Origin of the sequence: Klebsiella huaxiensis, assembly GCF_003261575.2 — a bacterium.
In the GTDB taxonomy this organism is placed as follows: domain Bacteria; phylum Pseudomonadota; class Gammaproteobacteria; order Enterobacterales; family Enterobacteriaceae; genus Klebsiella; species Klebsiella huaxiensis.
In genome coordinates, this window is record NZ_CP036175.1 from 3147208 (window position 1) to 3164715 (window position 17508).

Here is a 17508-nt window from a genome sequence, read left to right on the forward strand (position 1 = left end):
AACAATGCAGGGGCTTGATAGTCGTTGCCATTCCGGGCGGGTGTTATATCGCTCTACCCGCCCTGGGTACATCCTGCACCCAGGGTGGTTAACAGACCCCATCCGGCGCTTATCTCCGGCACTCATGATGGCTTAGCTCTTGAAGGGGTTTGAGAATATTCTCATAAAATAATCGCTCTGTTTTAACATTTGCTGCTATCGAAACTATTAGCAAGCTAATTTAGACACTGGCAACTATCGCTTGCCGTTTTCTAGCCATGCTTAATCATCACGTGCCTGATAGTGGTGTAGTCCTCCAGACCGTACATCGACATATCTTTGCCATACCCAGAGAGTTTCTGCCCCCCGTGCGGCATTTCGCTCACCAGCATAAAGTGGGTATTGACCCAGGTGCAGCCATACTGCAAACGCGCGCTGAGGCGGTGCGCTCTGCCGACATCCTTCGTCCATACCGACGACGCCAGACCATATTGAGAATCATTGGCCCAACTGAGCACCTGCTCTTCATTCGCAAACGACGTGATGCTGACGACCGGACCAAAAACCTCACGCTGCACAATTGCATCGTCTTGCTTCGCCCCCGCCAGCAATGTGGGCTGATAGTAATAGCCGTTACCCGGCGCTTTGCTACCGCCGGTGACCACCTGAATATGCGGCAGCGCACGAGCGGCATCGACAGCAGCGCTGACTCTTTCCAGATGCGCCAGTGAGCTTAATGGCCCCAGCTCCGTCGTTTCATCATCGGGTGACCCAATCTTCAGGCTGGCGACCGCCGCGCCCAACTTCTCCACCAGTTGATCATAAATACCGGCCTGCGCATAAATGCGACAGGCTGCAGTACAGTCCTGGCCGGCGTTATAAAAGCCAAAGGTCCGCACGCCTTCCACCACGGCATCGATATCGGCATCATCAAAGACGATAACCGGCGCTTTGCCGCCCAGTTCCATGTGGGTACGTTTAATCGACGAGGCAGTATGGCCGATGATATGCGCCCCGGTGGCAATTGAACCGGTCAATGATACCATGCGGACTTTAGCGTGAGCCGTCAGCGGATCGCCAACGGTTGCCCCGCGGCCAAACAGAACGTTAAGCCCCCCGGCAGGAAAAATATCTTTGGCCAGTTCCCCGAGCTTCAGCGCGGTTAACGGGGTAATTTCAGAAGGTTTGATCACCACGCAGTTGCCTGCCGCCAACGCCGGGGCCAACTTCCAGGCCGCCATCATCAGTGGATAGTTCCACGGCGCGATGGAAGCAACAACGCCGACCGGGTCGCGGCGAATCATAGACGTGTGTCCTTCGAGGTACTCTCCTGCCGCCATCCCCGGCAGACAGCGGGCCGCCCCGGCAAAGAAACGGAACACATCGGCGACCGCCGGGAGTTCATCATTGACGACGCAGTGCAGCGGCTTGCCGCAGTTTAATGACTCCAGTTCAGCCAGCGACTGCGCATGATCGGTAATCACGTCCGCCAGTCTGAGCAGGCATTCTGAGCGAGTTTTCGGCGTGGTCTGGCTCCAGGTGGCAAATGCCTGGTCAGCGGCATCCACCGCAGCATCCACCTGCGCCGCCGTGGCTTCCGCAATGGACAAAATCTCTTCACCCGTTGCGGGGTTGAACACCGGCACCGTCTCGCCTTCCCCAGCCACTAACTTTCCGTTAATCAAAAGGTTATTTTGCATAGCATTTATCCTGTCTCGGTCTTTTATTTTCCGTTTTCAGCGTCAGCTTCGCCGTCACGGGTGAGCCACCAGGCCCCCAGAATCGGAATCATCGTCACCAGCATCACCAGCAACGCGACCACGTTGGTCACCGGGACATCACGAGGCCGTCCGAGCTGATTAAGCAACCAGAGCGGCAACGTGCGTTCATGTCCCGCAGTAAAGGTGGTGACGATAATTTCATCAAACGATAGGGCGAACGCCAGCATCCCGCCCGCCAGCAGCGCCGATCCCAGATTGGGCAACACCACGTAACGGAAGGTTTGCCAGCCCGTCGCGCCTAAATCCATTGAAGCTTCCACCAGGCTCCACGAGGTTCGGCGAAAGCGGGCAATCACGTTGTTAAACACCACCACCACGCAGAAGGTCGCGTGACCCACCACGATAGTCAGCAAACCCGGCTCAAGGTTGACCGCCTTAAACGCAGTGAGCAGAGCAAGCCCGGTAATAATGCCGGGCAGCGCAATCGGCAACAGCAGCAGCAACGACACCGCGTTTTTGCCAAAGAAAGTGCTGCGCCATAGTGCTCCTGCAGCCAGCGTGCCAAGTACCAGCGCGATAGCCGTGGACAGCGCAGCTATTTTTAGTGACAACGTCACGGATTCAATGATATCGGCACGCCCTGCCGCTTCGCTAAACCAGCGCAGCGTCAGGCCCTGAGGTGGAAAGCTGAAAGCGGCATCTTCAGTATTAAACGCATAGAGTGCGATAATCAGCAGCGGGAAATGCAGGAATATCACCCCTCCCCAGGTCGCTACTTTCAGGAACAGCGGTGCGCGTTCAGAGTGCATCGAACGCTCCCAGACGTTTCACGAACGCCAGATATAGAGCAATCAACACGATAGGCACCAGGGTAAAGGCAGCCGCCATCGGCATATTGCCAATCGCCCCCTGCTGGGAATAGACCATATTACCGATAAAGAACCCCGGCGGCCCCACCAGCTGCGGCACGATAAAATCACCCAGCGTCAGCGAGAAGGTAAATATCGACCCCGCCGCAATGCCGGGGATCGCCAGCGGCAGCACCACGTAGCGGAAAGTCTGGCGCGGACGCGCGCCAAGATCGGCGGAAGCCTGAAGCAGCGACGGAGGCAGACGTTCCAGCGCCGCCTGCACCGGCAGGATCATAAACGGCAGCCAGATATAGACAAAGACCAGAAAGCGCCCCAGGCCGGAAGTCGACAGCGTATTGCCTCCTACAGCCGGGATCGTCAACACCAGACTTAGCACACTTTCCAGCCCAAGATGGCGCAGAAACCACTGTGCTACGCCATCTTTCGCCAGCAGCAGCGTCCACGCATAGGCCTTGACGATATAGCTCGCCCACATCGGCAGCATCACGGCGATATAGAAAAACGCCTTCATCTTGCCGTGGGTATAGCGTGCCATATACCAGGCCATCGGTAATGCCAGAATGGCGCTGGCGACCGTCACCGATAGCGCCATCACTAGCGTACGCACAATAATGTCGTAATTTGCCGGGTTAAACAGTGCCCGCAGATTAGCCAGCGTCAGGTCGCTGGTTACCGACATGGTGAAATCATCAAAGGTGTAGAAGCTTTGCCATAACAGCGTCAGTAACGACCCAAGATAGACAATGCCAAACCACATCAGCGGGCCGAGCAGGAGCAAAAACAGGGCCAACGACGGTTTACGCCAGAATAGCCCCGACAAGCGCCCGGTAGAGGCGGCGGGAATGACCATCGTCATATCAGCCTCCGTCCGCCAGAGGCACCATCGCCGCGCGCGACCAGGAAGCCAATACCGTTTGTCCCACCGGCGGCGCGTTTAGCGCAGCGTTACCATCGACATTCGCCTGGCTCACCAGCAGTTTTTCGCCATCGACCAGCTTCAGTTCTACGCGCGTCGCCGCCCCTTGATACTGCACCGCCTGCACCACGCCCTGCGTTTGGATTTCCCCGGCAGCGTTCAGCCGAATATGTTCCGGGCGCAGCGACCACTCTCCCGGCATCGCACACAGCTTTTGCGCCAGCTCGCTGCTAAAGACGTTGGCGGTCCCGACAAACCCGGCAACAAAGGCCGTTTTGGGCCGCAGGTAGAGGTCCTGCGGCGCATCAACCTGTTCAATTCGCCCGTTATTAAACACCGCAACGCGATCGGACATCGACAGCGCCTCGCCCTGATCGTGGGTGACAAAAATAAAGGTGATGCCCAGTGCCTGCTGCAGTTTTTTCAGCTCGACCTGCATCTGTTCACGCAGCTTCAAATCCAGCGCACCGAGCGGTTCATCCAGCAGCAGAACGCGTGGCTGATTCACCAGCGCCCGGGCGATCGCTACCCGCTGGCGCTGACCGCCAGAAAGCTGAGAAGGCCTGCGCGCCTGGACAAAACCGAGTGCGACCTTTTCCAGCGCCTCCTGAGCGCGGGCGTGCCGCTCCTTTTTGCCAATCCCTTTGACCATCAATCCATAGGCAACGTTATCGAGCACCGACATATGGGGAAACAGCGCATAATCCTGAAAAACAGTATTCACATCGCGCTGCCACGGTGGCAGTTCACTGGCCTGTTTGCCAAAAATATGGATCGCCCCGCCGGAAAGCTGTTCAAACCCGGCGATTAACCGCAGGCAGGTGGTTTTGCCGGAGCCGGACGGCCCCAGCATGGAGAAAAACTCACCGTCGCGAATGGCGATACTGACGCCATCCACCGCACGCACGTCGCCATACAGGCGCGAGACATTATCAAACTCAACCGCGTACATGTTCTTCGCCTCCGGCGACTTAACGACCGCCCATAATCGCGATGAAATCCTGGGTCCAGCGGCTGTAAGGAACGAATTTTCCGCCTTCAGCGACAGGTGTTTTCCAGAACGCAATTTTGGCAAACTCATTGTAGCCATTGGTCTCGCAGCCTTTTTCCCCGAGCAACGGACTGGCTTTACAGCCCTGCGGGACGACCGGCAGCGAACCAAACCACGCAGCGACGTCGCCCTGAACTTTCGGCGTCAACGACCAGTTCATCCATTTGTAGGCACAAACCGGATGTTTGGCGTCGCTATGCAGCATGGTGGTATCCGCCCAGCCGGTGACGCCCTCTTTCGGGAATACCGTGGCAATCGGCTGGCCTTCTGCCTTCAGTCCGTTGGCCTGGTAAGGCCAGGCGCTGGAAGCCACCACGCCTTCGTTTTTAAAGTCGCTCATTTGTACGGTAGTGTCGTGCCAGTAACGGTGAATCAGCCCGTGCTGATCGCGCAGGACTTTCAGCACCGCCTGATATTGAGCTTCGGTAAGCTGATAGGGGTCATCAATCCCCAATTGCGGCTGGGTCGCTTTGACGAACAGCGCGGCGTCGGCAATATAAATCGGACCATCGTAAGCCTGCACGCGACCCTGGTTGGTTTTGCCATCCGGAAGGTTTTGTTTCACAAATACCACGCCCCAACTATCCGGCGGTGTCGGGAAGGTTTTGGTGTTATACATCAGCAGATTGGGCCCCCACTGGTACGGAGTGCCGTATACCTTCCCGCCGACGTTAAACCACGCGCCTTTTTCCACTCGCGGGTCGAGGGTCTTCCAGTTGGCAATCAGCGCAGTGTTAATCGGCTGTACGCGCTTACCCATAATCAGGCGCAGGGACGCATCGCCGGAAGCGGTCACCAGATCGTAACCGCCTTTGGCCATCAGGCTGACCATCTCATCGGAGGTGGCGGCGGTTTTCACATTCACCTGGCAGCCGGACTCTTTTTCGAACTGGGTAACCCAGTCGTAACTTTTATCTGTCTGGCCGCGTTCGATATATCCCGGCCAGGCAATAATATCGAGACGCCCTTCTCCTTTATCCAGAGACGTCGGCGGCTCGGCGGCCTGCGCCGTCAGGAAGGCCATACCCAGCACACAAAGGCTGCCACGGGCAATTTTTTTGCTCATCGGGTCTTACTCCTGTCACAAGAAAATTAGCGGCAGCCGTGCCGTAAAAATATCTCCTTTAGAGCCTATCCCATTAGGCGTTATTGTCGCAGGCAGTTTGAACGCGGACAGCGCTTCGATCCCGGAACGTACACGTAGTACGTGAGGATTGACTCGCTACGCTCGCCCTCCGGGTCGCCCTGAAGGGCGTTCAAAATACTTTCGTATTTTGTCGAGCACTGCCCAGGTTCAAAATGGCAAGTAAAATAGCCTTAATGGGATAGGCTCTTAATAACAGTAGACGGCGCGCTTAGGCCCCCGGGGAAATTTATTCAGGTTGTGACAAAGGGCGCATTACGCAACAATTAATTAACATGAGATAACTTTGTGGATTATAGACAAGGAGTTAGCGGGGTAATACGATTATGCGAATTTCCTATGGTTAGTCGCGGTAAAATAATAACCAGCATAATGCCCGGCTTATTTTACGGGCCGGGATAGTCGACTGGAAATAAACAAAAGTGACTTCAGTTACTCCAGACGACTAACCAAGTGCGAACCTCTGGAATTGCCCGGCGGCGCTTCGCTTGCACGGGCCTACCGAAATATAGAGGTTTTGTAGGCCGTGTAAGGCGCTAGCCGCCACTCGGCAGAAATACGAGAACCATGGCTAAAACAGGTTTGTTATCCGCCTCAAGCTACTTCAACATCTCGCGGATCAGCTCCCCCAGCCGTTTCACCCCCTGCTCCTCTTTTTCGCCCCAGCCCCATGCGGTATTAAAGCGGAAAAATGAGGTCCAGCTGGCGGTGGTGGAAAACATTTTTCCCGGGGCGATGCTGATGTTATACGCCAGCGCACGCGCGCTGAGTTCACCCGCGTCGGCCCCGGCGGGCAGCTCAAGCCAGAGAAAATAGCCGCTATCGCTGTGGTGGATTTTGACCTCGGCGGGAAGATGGCGAAGCAGCGCCTGCCAGGCCAGCTGTTTGCGCTCGGCAAGCTGGCGGCGTAAACGCCGCAGATGCGCGTCGTAGCGTTTGGTCGAGAGATAATCCACCAATGCCAGCTGCATCGGCGAACTGGTGGAGAGTGTGCTCATTAGCTGCAATTGCTGAATACGCCGGGCGTGTTTGCCCGCAGCCACCCAACCGATGCGAAACCCGGGTACCAGACACTTAGAAAATGAGCTGCAATGCAGCGTCATGTCATCACGATCCCAGTACTTCGCCGGCAGCGGCTTCTCGCGGCCAAAATAGAGTTCGCTGTAAACATCATCTTCAATCAGTACCACGTTATAGCGCGCCAACAAAGCGACCAACTGCGCTTTTTTCTCCGCGCTGAGCGTGAAGCCAAGCGGGTTCTGACCGTTGGTCATCAGCCAACAGGCCTTGACCGGATAGTTCTGCAACGCCTGCTCCAGCGCGGCAAGATCAATCCCCTCTTTCACATCGGTCGCCACCGACAGTGCCTTCAGGCGCAGCCGCTCCAGTGCCTGAAGCGCGCCGTAGAAACAGGGATTTTCCACCACCACCCAATCACCCGGTTCCGTCACCGCCTGCAGGCTGAGATTCAACGCCTCCAGCGCCCCGGCGGTAATCACGATTTCGTCCGGAGAGATATTCATTCCCTGCAGCGCATAGCGGCGAGCAATGGCGTGACGCAGTTCATCGTTACCCGGCGGCAGGTTTTCAATCACGCTCATGGCAGTGGCGGTTTTGCTCACCTGCGCCAACGAGCGGTTAAGCTGCGGCAAGGGGAACAGCCGCGGGTCGGGAAAGGCCGAGGCAAAAGGCAGCATCGATGCTCGTCTGCTGGCCTGTAGCACATCAAAAATATAGGTGTTGATATCCACCGCTTCATCGCGCGTTACCTGTGCGGGCGGCTCCGGCTGACGTTGTTTGATCGGCTGCGGCGCAACATAATAGCCGGACTGTGGGCGAGCGATAATCCGTCCCTGGCTTTCCAGCAGCTGATAGGCGTGGCTGACGGTCATAAAGCTCATCCCGCTGCTCACCACCTGTTCGCGCAGCGACGGCAGCCTGTCGCCAGGTAGCCATACGCCAAGCGCAATCTGTTCGGTAAGCTGCTGCGCCAGCTGCTGGTACTTTTTCATCGTCGGGTCCGGTTTATCATTCTTGTAACCAATGATATATCAGATGAAAAATAATGGCAGTTTATAAAAACTGTTATGGTGTGTAGTGAAACAACACATTCCCGGAGGCGGCGCTTAACGCGCCTGTCCGGGCTACCAATCCGCAGATGGAGGTAGATCCGTAGCCCGGCGATCCGGGAAATATCCATCCTGCGTTTTGCCAAAATTTCATAACAGAACCTAACTGTTATAGGGAAAAACAGCGTTTCTGTTCCTGCAACCAGTTCAGAACGAGGCCTAGAATTGCGCTGAATCAATTTTGTTGCGGAGTTCTGCATGTTCGGTCTTGATGCATTCCACCTGGCGCGGATCCAGTTCGCCTTCACCGTGTCATTTCATATTATCTTCCCCGCCATCACCATTGGATTAGCCAGCTACCTCGCGGTGCTGGAGGGGTTATGGTTAAAAACCAGGAATCCAACCTGGCGCTCGCTTTACCACTTCTGGTCGAAAATCTTCGCCGTTAACTTCGGGATGGGCGTGGTCTCCGGCCTGGTGATGGCCTACCAGTTCGGCACCAACTGGAGCGGGTTCTCCGAGTTCGCCGGGAGCATAACCGGCCCGCTGCTGACCTATGAAGTGCTGACCGCCTTCTTCCTTGAGGCCGGATTCCTCGGCGTGATGCTGTTCGGCTGGAACCGTGTCGGGCCCGGCCTGCACTTCTTCGCCACCTGCATGGTGGCGCTGGGGACGATTATCTCCACCTTCTGGATCCTCGCCTCCAATAGCTGGATGCAAACGCCGCAGGGTTTTGAAATCGTCAATGGGCAGGTGGTGCCGGTGGACTGGTTCGCCGTGATTTTTAATCCGTCGTTCCCTTACCGCCTGCTGCATATGTCGGTAGCGGCCTTTCTCAGCAGCGCGCTGTTTGTCGGCGCATCGGCGGCATGGCACCTGCTGCGCGGCAACAATACCCCCGCCGTTCGCGCGATGTTCTCTATGGCGCTGTGGATGACGCTAATCGTCGCCCCCATTCAGGCAATGATTGGTGATATGCACGGACTGAATACGCTTAAGCACCAGCCCGCGAAAATTGCCGCTATTGAGGGACACTGGGAGAATATTCCTGGAGAGCCGACCCCGCTATTGCTCTTCGGCTGGCCGGATATGCAGCAGGAACGCACTCGCTACGGTCTGGAAATTCCGGCTCTCGGCAGCCTGATCCTCACTCACAGTCTGGACAAACAGGTGCCCGCGCTCAAAGAGTTCGCCCCGGAAGACAGGCCTAACTCCACCATCGTCTTCTGGTCATTCCGCCTGATGGCCGGGCTAGGCATGCTGATGATCCTGCTCGGCGCGCTGGCACTGTGGCTGCGCTATCGCGGTCGCCTGTATCACTCCAGGCCGTTTCTGCGCTTTGCGCTGTGGATGGGGCCGTCCGGGCTTATCGCCATTCTCGCAGGCTGGGTCACCACCGAGGTGGGCCGCCAGCCGTGGGTAGTTTACGGCGTACAGCGCACCGCCGATGCCGTTTCCGCTCACGGCGACCTGCATATGTCCATCAGCCTGCTGACCTTTATTGCGGTTTACAGCTCGGTATTTGGCGTCGGCTATAGCTACATGCTGCGCCTGATTCGTAAAGGGCCTCAGGAAGCGCAGCCGCCCGCATCAGGTACGCCAGCGCGACCGCTTTCCGCCGCGGCAGAAGGTTTTCAGCAGAAGGAGTCCCACTAATGGGTATCGATTTATCGGTTATCTGGTTTGTCATTATCGTCTTCGCCACCCTGATGTATATCGTGATGGACGGCTTCGACCTGGGCATTGGCATTTTATTCAGCACCACACGGGATGCTGCAGACCGCGACGTGATGGTAAATAGCGTCGCGCCGGTATGGGATGACAATGAAACCTGGCTGGTGCTCGGCGGCGCGGGCCTGTTTGGCGCTTTCCCGCTGGCCTACGCGGTAATTATTGACGCGCTGGCGATCCCGCTCACCCTGATGCTGATCGGCCTTATTTTTCGCGGCGTCGCCTTTGAATTCCGTTTTAACGCGACGCCATCACACCGTCCGTTCTGGGATAGGGCCTTTATGGGAGGTTCAATTCTGGCAACCTTCACGCAGGGCATGGTGGTTGGCGCGGTGATCAACGGCTTCGCCGTCAGCGGCCGCAGCTTCAGTGGCGGAATGTTTGACTGGCTCACGCCGTTTACCCTGTTTTGTGGCCTGGGTCTGTGTATTGCCTATGCGCTGCTGGGTGCTAGTTGGCTGGTGATGAAAAGCGATAATGCGCTGCACAGAAATATGCGCGTAACCGCGCGCGGATTGCTACTGGCGCTACTGATAGTGATTGTCGCCATCAGCATCTGGACCCCGCTGGCAAAGTCAGCTATTGCCGAACGTTGGTTTAGCTTGCCCAACCTTTTCTTCTTGCTGCCGGTGCCGTTGCTGGTCGCGGCGATAAGCAGCTGGCTGTGGCGATCACTGGGCAACAGTACGAGTCACCTGCTGCCTTTTGTCCTGACGCTGGGGCTGATATTCCTTGGCTTTAGCGGTCTGGGGATCAGTATCTGGCCGCATATTATTCCACCGGGTATCACCCTTTGGCAGGCCGCCGCTCCGCCACAAAGCCAGGGCTTTATGCTGGTCGGGGCACTGCTGATACTCCCCGTGATCCTCGGCTATACCTTCTGGAGTTACTACGTTTTTCGCGGCAAAGTTCAACATGGTGAGGGGTATCATTGATGCGACGATTATGGCTTAAACGGACGTTATGGATGGTCGCCCTGTGGGGAGGCAGCGTGCTGGCGCTGGCGGCGGTGAGCATGGGGTTCAGACTACTGATGACGGCCGCCGGACTGAAAGTTTAGCCGAGCGGAGAGAATAATCTGATACACGGCATCTCCATTTTGTCTTCACTTTTCTCTGTTGAAATATTTGAGCATATAAAAATAAAGGATGTTGTTATGAAAAAGGTTCTTTTACTGTCTGCTGTGATGTCGCTTGGGCTGTCATCGTTCGCTTTTGCTGCAGATAACCCGCCGCCGCCGGAAAAAGCGTCTGCTCAGCAGAGTAACCACGGCCACGATAACAAAGCGCCGCAGCACAACGGCAAGCAACCGCCAAAAGGCGAGCAGCATGACGGTAAACAGCCACCGAAAGGCGATCGTCAGGATGGTAAACAGCCGCCAAAAGACGGTAAACACCAGCCAAAAAGCAACCACAATGACGGCAAGCAGCCGCCAAAAGGTGAGCACAAAGACGGTAATCAGGACGGCAAGCCGTTACCGCCGAAAAACCAATAAGTTTCCCTGCCCGATAGCAACCCTGTCGGGCTTTTTTCGCCATCCGTCAGGCTGTACTGACAAAGGCTTTTCCCTTCTTTGATAACCGCAGAAATAAGCTCAACAAAACCCAGGCATAGTAGCCACACTCGCCGCTAATACGGAAAAAGATATGTTCAGGAGATGCGTTTCGACGTTACTGCTGGTGTGCGCCCTGTTTTCCGGGCACGTACTGGCCCGTAAGCAAGGACACGATTTCTTCCCGGTTCAGAGTCTCGAACGGCAATTGCAACGCGAAGCCGATAGCGATGAGCTGCGCAGCCAGACGGAAGAAGCCGCATCCGAGCTGCGCGAGCATCACCACTGGCAGAATGCGCGAAAACCCAAAATGCATTTCCACCAGTAGCAATTGACCGTTATCAGACGCCCTTGCGTTTTGGTAGGGTTTTCAGCAGATCGTCCGGGCTAACGGACGCAACGATACTGCCCGGCAGCGGCATTTTCAGGATATGGTTTTTCATCTTGCCAATGACGTGCATTTCACACGGACGGCAATCGAACTTCAGCGTCAGCACTTCATCACCATGGATCAGCTGCATCGGCGTCGCTTTCCAGCTCTTAATCGAACCTTTGGCCTGTTTCGGGCACAGGTTGAAGGCAAAGCGCAGGCAGTGCTTGGTGATCATCACCGGCACATCGCCCTTCTCTTCATGCGCTTCATAGGCGGCGTCAATCAACTGTACGCCATAGCGCTGATAAAACTCGCGGGCTTTGTGGTTGTAGACGTTCGCCAGAAACGACAGGTGCGTTTCTGGATAGACCGGCGGCGGCACGCAGACCGGCTTACGGCTGCCGCGGACCACGGCTTTCAGGCGCGCGTCATCCAGCATTTCTACCGTTTCACGACGCAGTTGATTAAGCAGACTGTTTGGCACAAACAGCGCTCCCGGCAAATTAACCTGCACAGCGCGCGAGTAATAAATCGTCTGGCCTAGCTTTGCCACGCCGTCGCGCATGTTCGCCAGCGCTTTCTCGACCTGAGTTGCTTCAGAAAACTCGCCGTCCAGAGTATGAGTAACGCTCACGCCCTCTTCGCTGGTCATGGTTAAGACTAGTTGTTCCTGCCAGCCGCTCAGTTCAATATCCACCGCGATTCGACGTTCACTGGAGGTTTTCAGCAACGCCTGCTGCCAGTTATGATCGAGGTTGCGATTCAACGGCTGGTGCGGGCGCACTTTGTACATGTCGGCGGGCATTTCATTCGGCCATACGCGATAGCGGTTTTCGCCGGTTTTTTCTACCGTATTGGCGCGAAAACCGACGATTTCACGTTTGATCATCACGTTCAGACCATCGCCGTTAGTCAGCGCCTCGGTCACATCAACATCAAGAAAATCCTTCCCCACTTTCAGCACTTCGCCCACCGGCAGGCCGATAAACTTCGGGGAGTCAAACGCGCCGATATCGTCTTTACGCGCATTAACAAAATAGTCGGTACTGCCGCGATGGAAGGTTTTATCGGTTGAAGGAACAAAGAAGTGTTCGGTGCGACCGGCGGAAGCGCGCGCCAGATCGCCTCGATCTTCAATAATCGCGTCCAGCATCTGGCGATAATGCGCGGTGATATTCTTCACGTAGCTCATATCTTTGTAGCGACCTTCAATCTTGAAGGAGCGCACGCCCGCATCGATCAGTGCCGCCAGGTTGGCAGTCTGGTCGTTATCTTTCATCGACAACAGATGCTTTTCATAGGCCACAACGCGGCCCTGATCGTCTTTCAGGGTATAAGGCAGGCGGCAGGCCTGCGAGCAGTCGCCGCGGTTAGCGCTGCGGCCGGTCTGGGCATGGGAGATATTGCACTGGCCGGAATAAGCCACGCACAGCGCGCCGTGAATAAAGAATTCAATGGTCGCATCGGTGTTATCGTAAATGGTCTTAATCTGCTGAAGATTCAGCTCACGAGCGAGAACAATCTGGCTAAAACCGACGTCGGAGAGAAACTTTGCTTTCTCGACGCTACGGATATCACACTGGGTACTGGCGTGCAGTTCAATCGGCGGAATATCGAGTTCCATCACCCCCATATCCTGAACTATCAGCGCGTCGACGCCAGTCTCGTACAGGTCGGTAATCAGGCGCTGCGCCGGTTCCAGCTCATCATCATGAAGAATGGTGTTCAACGTCACGAATATTTTCGCGCCGTAGCGATGGGCAAAAGGCACCAGGCTGGCGATATCGCTCAGGCTATTGCTGGCGTTGTGGCGCGCGCCAAAGCCCGGTCCACCGATATAGACCGCGTCGGCACCGTGTAAAATCGCTTCACGAGCGATCGCGGTATCGCGGGCAGGACTGAGAAGTTCAAGATGATGGTTTTGCAGGCGCATACGCTCGTCGTTATCCATTATAGGGGGGTCGAAATGGCGGCTATTGTAGTCAGAACTGCACACAGACCAAAACATTTTCCGCCGCCGCATCGGTGGGAATTTTCAGTTTTCAGCAAAGCATTGAAGAAAAAGGTATTTCCCTGAGAAATAGGCTAAGGATACAGTCATCACGTATTCCGGATTTTCCTCGTCACGTTGTGATTTGTTGTCTCGGTCATTTGCCTGGCCGCGAGTTCGCTCGCGGTTTTTTTATTTTTCTTTCGGGTAGTGGATCAGCGAATGGAAATGGGCAGTCTGCGCGCTACTATTGCGATAAGCATGGGCTAAGTCACCGGCGAAACGCCGCCCCTCGCAGGGCTGCAACGACAACCACTCGCCTTGCAAACAGAGATCCAGCACGCCGCTAATCACCACCACATGCTCGATAACCCCTTGCTCATGCGGCGTAGACTCACTCAGCGCGCCGGGGGCCAGGGTAATGGAGAAATGGTCAAATCGTAGCACCGGGTCCCAGGGAAATATTGGCGTCACCACCATCGCCTGCTGCTGCGGGTCAAATGCGGCCGGTGCGGCGGTATCATCGGCCACGATAAACGCGGAGAACGGCACGTTCAGGCCGGTGGCAATCTTCCACAATGTGGCGACCGTCGGGCTGGACTCGTTACGTTCAATCTGGCCCAGCATCGCTTTGGATACGCCGGTTTCTTCCGCTAGTCGCGACAGGCTCCAGCCGCGCTGTTGGCGCAACGCTTTTAGGGTCGCCGACAGATGTTGCGCAATATTCATTCCACCTCCCAATAATATCTGAGGGAATTATACGCATATTCACCTGATTCTACAGGTATCGGTTTACCTTCCCAAACCCGAGCCAACAGAAAGCCAGTTGTACGCTATAGCGCACAGTGTTAAATTAAATCGACCGCTATAACGCACAAGAGATACTCATGCGCACATTTACCGTACCCTTTCCGACGCTGCTTGCCGGATTTGTCGCCGTATTAGTCGGCTACGCCAGCTCCGCCGCCATCATCTGGCAGGCCGCCGCTGCCGCGGGAGCCGATGCCACGCAAATCGCTGGCTGGATGACCGCATTAGGTCTGGGAATGGGCGTCAGTACCCTGGCGTTAACCTTGTGGCAAAAGGTTCCTATTCTTACGGCCTGGTCAACTCCCGGCGCAGCGCTACTGGTCAGCGGCTTGCAAGGAGTCACGCTGGCGCAGGCGGTTGGCGTCTTTATTTTTGCCAATGCCTTAATCGTACTTTGCGGCGTCACCGGCCTCTTTGCCCGTTTGATGAAGATCATTCCCCATTCGCTGGCGGCGGCAATGCTGGCCGGGATTTTGCTGCGCTTTGGCATGCAGGCTTTCGCCAGTCTGCAAGGAAATCTGCTGTTATGCGGCAGCATGCTGGCCGCCTGGTTGCTGTGCAAAACCTGGTTTCCGCGATTTGCCGTGGTAGCCGCTCTGCTGGCGGGCGGTGTCGTTGCCGGGTTAAGCGGAAACGTGACAACGTCACAAATTAGTTTTAGTTTTGTCGCCCCTTCTTATATTGCTCCGGTGTTTACCCCTGCGCTGCTGCTTAGCGTCGGTTTGCCTTTTTTCCTCGTCACCATGGCGTCACAAAACGCCCCCGGCTTCGCCACGCTTCAGGCTTCAGGTTATCGGGTCCCCGCTTCACCACTGATCGTGGCAACCGGCGGCCTGGCGCTGCTGCTGTCACCTTTTGGCGTGTATTCCATCTGTATCGCGGCGATTACCGCCGCCATTTGCCAGAGCCCGGAAGCCCATCCGGAACCGCAAAAACGCTGGCTTGCAGCGGCGGCGGCAGGCATTTTTTATCTGCTGGCGGGGATATTTGGCGGCTCCATTACCTCCCTGATGGCGGCGTTGCCGATAGCATGGATCCAGATGCTTGCGGGACTGGCGCTGCTCGGTACCATTGGTGGCAGCCTGTTTCAGGCACTAAACCATGAAAATGAACGCGATGCGGCGGTGGTAACTTTCCTGGTCACCGCCAGCGGCGTAACGCTGGTAGGTATTGGATCTGCTTTTTGGGGACTGGTGCTTGGTGGCGTCAGCTATGTTCTGCTATCAACGCTGCGCCGCGCGTAGCTGTGATGGCGTCAGGCCGGTGGCGCTTTTAACCCGGTTGCTAAAATGGCTGGCGGAGCTAAAACCGCAGGCCATGGCAATATCGGTTAACGGCAACTGACTATGGTAAATCAGCGCCTGCGCTTTGATCATACGACGCTGCATCACGTACTGATGCGGCGCCATCTTCATCGATTGGCGAAACATTCGCGCGAAGTGATATTCGCTCAATGCCGCTTCCAGAGCCAAATCAGCGAGGGTTAACGGCTGGTCCAGATTCTCCTCAATCCATTCCAGCAGATTGCGCAAGACGTGTGGCGCAAGCCCGCCTGTCACGGTGGGTAAACGCCACTGAACGTTAGAGTAATTCTGGATCAAGTGCGTGAGAAGCAGCGTGCTGGCCGAACTCAGCATGAGCTGATTAGCCTGCTGCTGCCAGTCGTTATCCAGCAGAAACTGGCGATAGACGGCCGTTATCTTGTCATCGCTGGAGAAGGTTTTTTCCTGCAAGGTGAATGAGGCCGGGCTGCGGTCCCAAATCTGCTCGCCAACCCGGCGCAAATGCGCGTCCGTGCAGTACATATGGACAAATGAAAGGTCACCACGAATATCCCAGGTGCTCTCATCTCCTTTCGGCATCAGGCAGAAACGATCCGGTCCACCGCCATTTTTCCAACCATGCGGTGTTTTTTGGTAACTTTCGTAACCATCGGCAATATACAGGCTCAGCGTATGGTGGTCGCTTTGAACGGTGATGGTATCAAGATTGTTATACCACGCCGCCAGCTGAATACCGGAGTTGAGCTTCACCGTCTCCCGCAGCACGGCATTTTTTTGACGCAATGTTTCGAAAGTTCCGTAAGCCATAACCTTCACATTCCCGATTTCACAGGTCTCTATACCCTAAATAATTCGAGTTGCAGGCAGGCGGCAAGTGAGAAAGTCCCGATGAGCTTACTCAAGTAAGTGATTCGGTCGAACGAGCGTAGCCAACGCACAAGCAACTTGAAGTATGACGGGTATAGTCTATGAAGAGTCACGGGCAGATACCAGCCTTCACTCACCGGCAACTAAAAATAAGCGCAAGAATTTGCAAGTCGGTAACAAGTTGATGACAGCGCGGCGTAGCCTCAGGCGTCAGAATGATCGGTACAACACTCACGGGAGAGACATTTTGAACGCATTACTCTACGGATTAGTCGTCGTTATCTGGGGCACGACGTGGATTGCTATTTTTTTGCAGCAGGGACCGGTCGCCGCGCCGGTGTCCATTTTCTGGCGCTTTGCGTTGGCCAGCGTCACGATGCTGACCGTTCTGCTGATCGCCCGCCGTCTGCGCCCGCTGGCCGCACGCGACCATCTCTTCTGCCTGCTGCAGGGCTGCTGCGTATTCTGCTTTAACTTCTGGTGTTTCTATACTGCCGCCGCGTATATCAATACCGGCCTTGAGTCGGTGATATTCTCCATGGCGGTGCTGTTTAACGCCATTAACAGCTTTCTCTTTTTCCGCCAGCAGCCACCGGGACGTTTCTGGCTGGCCGCCGCGCTGGGCCTGGCGGGTATCGTTACGCTGTTCTGGGATGATTTATGGGCCAACGGCCTGAATGCGTCGCTCTTATTGGGCATCGCACTCAGTGCGCTGGGAACCTACGGCTTTTCTCTGGGTAATATGCTCAGCATCCGCCACCAGCGCCGCGGTCTGGAAACATTAACCACCAACAGTTGGGCCATGCTTTACGGTACGCTGGTGATGGGCGCCATTGCTCTGATACGCGGGGATGATTTCACGCCGCAGTGGACGTTCAGCTATATGGGAGCACTGCTGTATCTGGCCCTGTTTGGCTCGGTGATTGCTTTCGGTGCCTATTTCACTCTGGTCGGCAGAATTGGCGCGAGCAAAGCCGCTTACAGTACTTTGCTGTTCCCGCTGGTTGCGTTAACAATTTCGACGTTTTATGAAGGGTATATCTGGCACAGCAACGCCGTGGCTGGATTGGCGTTGATTCTGGTAGGGAATCTGGTGATGTTTGCTCGTCCTGAGCAGTGGTTTCTGCGCCGCAAACTGGCATAGGTTTTA

Annotated in this window: 16 protein-coding genes; 7 read left to right on the top strand and 9 right to left on the bottom strand. The window is 55.8% G+C overall.

Going from position 1 to position 17508, the window contains the following annotated elements:
* Nucleotides 1-251: 251 nt before the first annotated feature.
* The 6 genes from patD to DA718_RS15225 form a co-directional block, all read right to left on the bottom strand.
* Entirely contained in the window at nt 252-1679 is a 1428-nt protein-coding gene (patD, locus tag DA718_RS15200; protein ID WP_112216856.1) for an aminobutyraldehyde dehydrogenase, read from the bottom strand.
* A 23-nt stretch (nt 1680-1702) separates the two neighbouring features.
* On the bottom strand, nt 1703-2509 hold the full coding sequence (locus DA718_RS15205) for an ABC transporter permease (protein WP_112216857.1): 807 nt from the start codon (nt 2507-2509) through the stop codon (nt 1703-1705).
* Nucleotides 2499-3428, bottom strand: coding sequence for an ABC transporter permease (locus DA718_RS15210; protein WP_112216858.1), 930 nt, complete (start codon nt 3426-3428; stop codon nt 2499-2501). Before DA718_RS15210 ends, DA718_RS15205 begins: the two co-directional genes overlap by 11 nt.
* Nucleotide 3429: 1 nt before the next feature.
* A complete protein-coding gene (locus tag DA718_RS15215) occupies nt 3430-4440 on the bottom strand; it encodes an ABC transporter ATP-binding protein (RefSeq protein WP_112216859.1) in 1011 nt (336 codons plus the stop codon).
* 19 nt (nt 4441-4459) lie between these two features.
* Complete coding sequence (gene ydcS, locus DA718_RS15220) at nt 4460-5605, bottom strand: putative ABC transporter substrate-binding protein YdcS (RefSeq protein ID WP_112216860.1); 1146 nt, start codon at nt 5603-5605, stop codon at nt 4460-4462.
* 677 nt (nt 5606-6282) lie between these two features.
* Entirely contained in the window at nt 6283-7695 is a 1413-nt protein-coding gene (locus DA718_RS15225; protein ID WP_112216861.1) for an aminotransferase-like domain-containing protein, read from the bottom strand.
* Nucleotides 7696-8010: 315 nt separating this feature from the next.
* Between DA718_RS15225 and DA718_RS15230 the strand changes: the two genes are divergently transcribed.
* The 5 genes from DA718_RS15230 to DA718_RS15250 all read left to right on the top strand — a co-directional run bounded on the left by DA718_RS15230 (nt 8011) and on the right by DA718_RS15250 (nt 11363).
* The gene (locus tag DA718_RS15230) at nt 8011-9408 is read left to right on the top strand and encodes a cytochrome ubiquinol oxidase subunit I (RefSeq protein ID WP_112216862.1); all 1398 of its coding nucleotides are present in this window, start codon (nt 8011-8013) and stop codon (nt 9406-9408) included.
* Nucleotides 9408-10418, top strand: coding sequence for a cytochrome d ubiquinol oxidase subunit II (gene cydB, locus DA718_RS15235; RefSeq protein WP_112216863.1), 1011 nt, complete (start codon nt 9408-9410; stop codon nt 10416-10418). The genes DA718_RS15230 and cydB overlap by 1 nt, the downstream gene beginning before the upstream one ends.
* On the top strand, nt 10418-10543 hold the full coding sequence (locus DA718_RS15240; protein ID WP_112216864.1) for a DUF2474 domain-containing protein: 126 nt from the start codon (nt 10418-10420) through the stop codon (nt 10541-10543). Before cydB ends, DA718_RS15240 begins: the two co-directional genes overlap by 1 nt.
* A 96-nt stretch (nt 10544-10639) precedes the next feature.
* Nucleotides 10640-10978 (top strand): hypothetical protein, encoded by a 339-nt coding sequence (locus DA718_RS15245; RefSeq protein ID WP_112216865.1) that lies wholly within the window; start codon nt 10640-10642, stop codon nt 10976-10978.
* Between the two features lie 151 nt (nt 10979-11129).
* Nucleotides 11130-11363, top strand: coding sequence for a DUF2554 family protein (locus DA718_RS15250; protein ID WP_112216866.1), 234 nt, complete (start codon nt 11130-11132; stop codon nt 11361-11363).
* A 13-nt stretch (nt 11364-11376) separates the two neighbouring features.
* On the opposite strand, the gene DA718_RS15255 is transcribed toward DA718_RS15250, so the two are convergent.
* Both DA718_RS15255 and DA718_RS15260 read right to left on the bottom strand, forming a co-directional pair.
* Nucleotides 11377-13341: a peptidase U32 family protein gene (locus DA718_RS15255; protein WP_112216867.1), complete on the bottom strand. Its 1965-nt coding sequence runs from the start codon at nt 13339-13341 to the stop codon at nt 11377-11379.
* Between the two features lie 249 nt (nt 13342-13590).
* Nucleotides 13591-14127: a helix-turn-helix domain-containing protein gene (locus tag DA718_RS15260; RefSeq protein WP_112216868.1), complete on the bottom strand. Its 537-nt coding sequence runs from the start codon at nt 14125-14127 to the stop codon at nt 13591-13593.
* Nucleotides 14128-14285: 158 nt separating this feature from the next.
* Between DA718_RS15260 and DA718_RS15265 the strand changes: the two genes are divergently transcribed.
* Complete coding sequence (locus DA718_RS15265; protein WP_112216869.1) at nt 14286-15452, top strand: benzoate/H(+) symporter BenE family transporter; 1167 nt, start codon at nt 14286-14288, stop codon at nt 15450-15452.
* Here the strand turns inward: DA718_RS15265 and DA718_RS15270 are convergent.
* Complete coding sequence (locus DA718_RS15270) at nt 15432-16298, bottom strand: helix-turn-helix transcriptional regulator (protein WP_112216870.1); 867 nt, start codon at nt 16296-16298, stop codon at nt 15432-15434. The genes DA718_RS15265 and DA718_RS15270 overlap by 21 nt on opposite strands.
* Nucleotides 16299-16605: 307 nt before the next feature.
* On the opposite strand from DA718_RS15270, the gene DA718_RS15275 reads away from it, so the two are divergent.
* Nucleotides 16606-17502, top strand: coding sequence for a DMT family transporter (locus DA718_RS15275; RefSeq protein WP_112216871.1), 897 nt, complete (start codon nt 16606-16608; stop codon nt 17500-17502).
* Nucleotides 17503-17508 lie beyond the last annotated feature (6 nt).

Coding starts and splice junctions, on each gene's coding strand:
- DA718_RS15230 (WP_112216862.1), top strand. CDS start 8,011: ATGTTCGGTCTTGATGCATTCCACCTGGCGCGGATCCAGTTCGCCTTC.
- DA718_RS15205 (WP_112216857.1), bottom strand. CDS start 2,509: ATGCACTCTGAACGCGCACCGCTGTTCCTGAAAGTAGCGACCTGGGGA.
- ydcS (WP_112216860.1), bottom strand. CDS start 5,605: ATGAGCAAAAAAATTGCCCGTGGCAGCCTTTGTGTGCTGGGTATGGCC.
- DA718_RS15265 (WP_112216869.1), top strand. CDS start 14,286: ATGCGCACATTTACCGTACCCTTTCCGACGCTGCTTGCCGGATTTGTC.
- DA718_RS15210 (WP_112216858.1), bottom strand. CDS start 3,428: ATGACGATGGTCATTCCCGCCGCCTCTACCGGGCGCTTGTCGGGGCTA.
- DA718_RS15215 (WP_112216859.1), bottom strand. CDS start 4,440: ATGTACGCGGTTGAGTTTGATAATGTCTCGCGCCTGTATGGCGACGTG.
- DA718_RS15255 (WP_112216867.1), bottom strand. CDS start 13,341: ATGCGCCTGCAAAACCATCATCTTGAACTTCTCAGTCCTGCCCGCGAT.
- DA718_RS15260 (WP_112216868.1), bottom strand. CDS start 14,127: ATGAATATTGCGCAACATCTGTCGGCGACCCTAAAAGCGTTGCGCCAA.
- DA718_RS15225 (WP_112216861.1), bottom strand. CDS start 7,695: ATGAAAAAGTACCAGCAGCTGGCGCAGCAGCTTACCGAACAGATTGCG.
- cydB (WP_112216863.1), top strand. CDS start 9,408: ATGGGTATCGATTTATCGGTTATCTGGTTTGTCATTATCGTCTTCGCC.
- DA718_RS15270 (WP_112216870.1), bottom strand. CDS start 16,298: ATGGCTTACGGAACTTTCGAAACATTGCGTCAAAAAAATGCCGTGCTG.
- patD (WP_112216856.1), bottom strand. CDS start 1,679: ATGCAAAATAACCTTTTGATTAACGGAAAGTTAGTGGCTGGGGAAGGC.
- DA718_RS15245 (WP_112216865.1), top strand. CDS start 10,640: ATGAAAAAGGTTCTTTTACTGTCTGCTGTGATGTCGCTTGGGCTGTCA.
- DA718_RS15250 (WP_112216866.1), top strand. CDS start 11,130: ATGTTCAGGAGATGCGTTTCGACGTTACTGCTGGTGTGCGCCCTGTTT.
- DA718_RS15240 (WP_112216864.1), top strand. CDS start 10,418: ATGCGACGATTATGGCTTAAACGGACGTTATGGATGGTCGCCCTGTGG.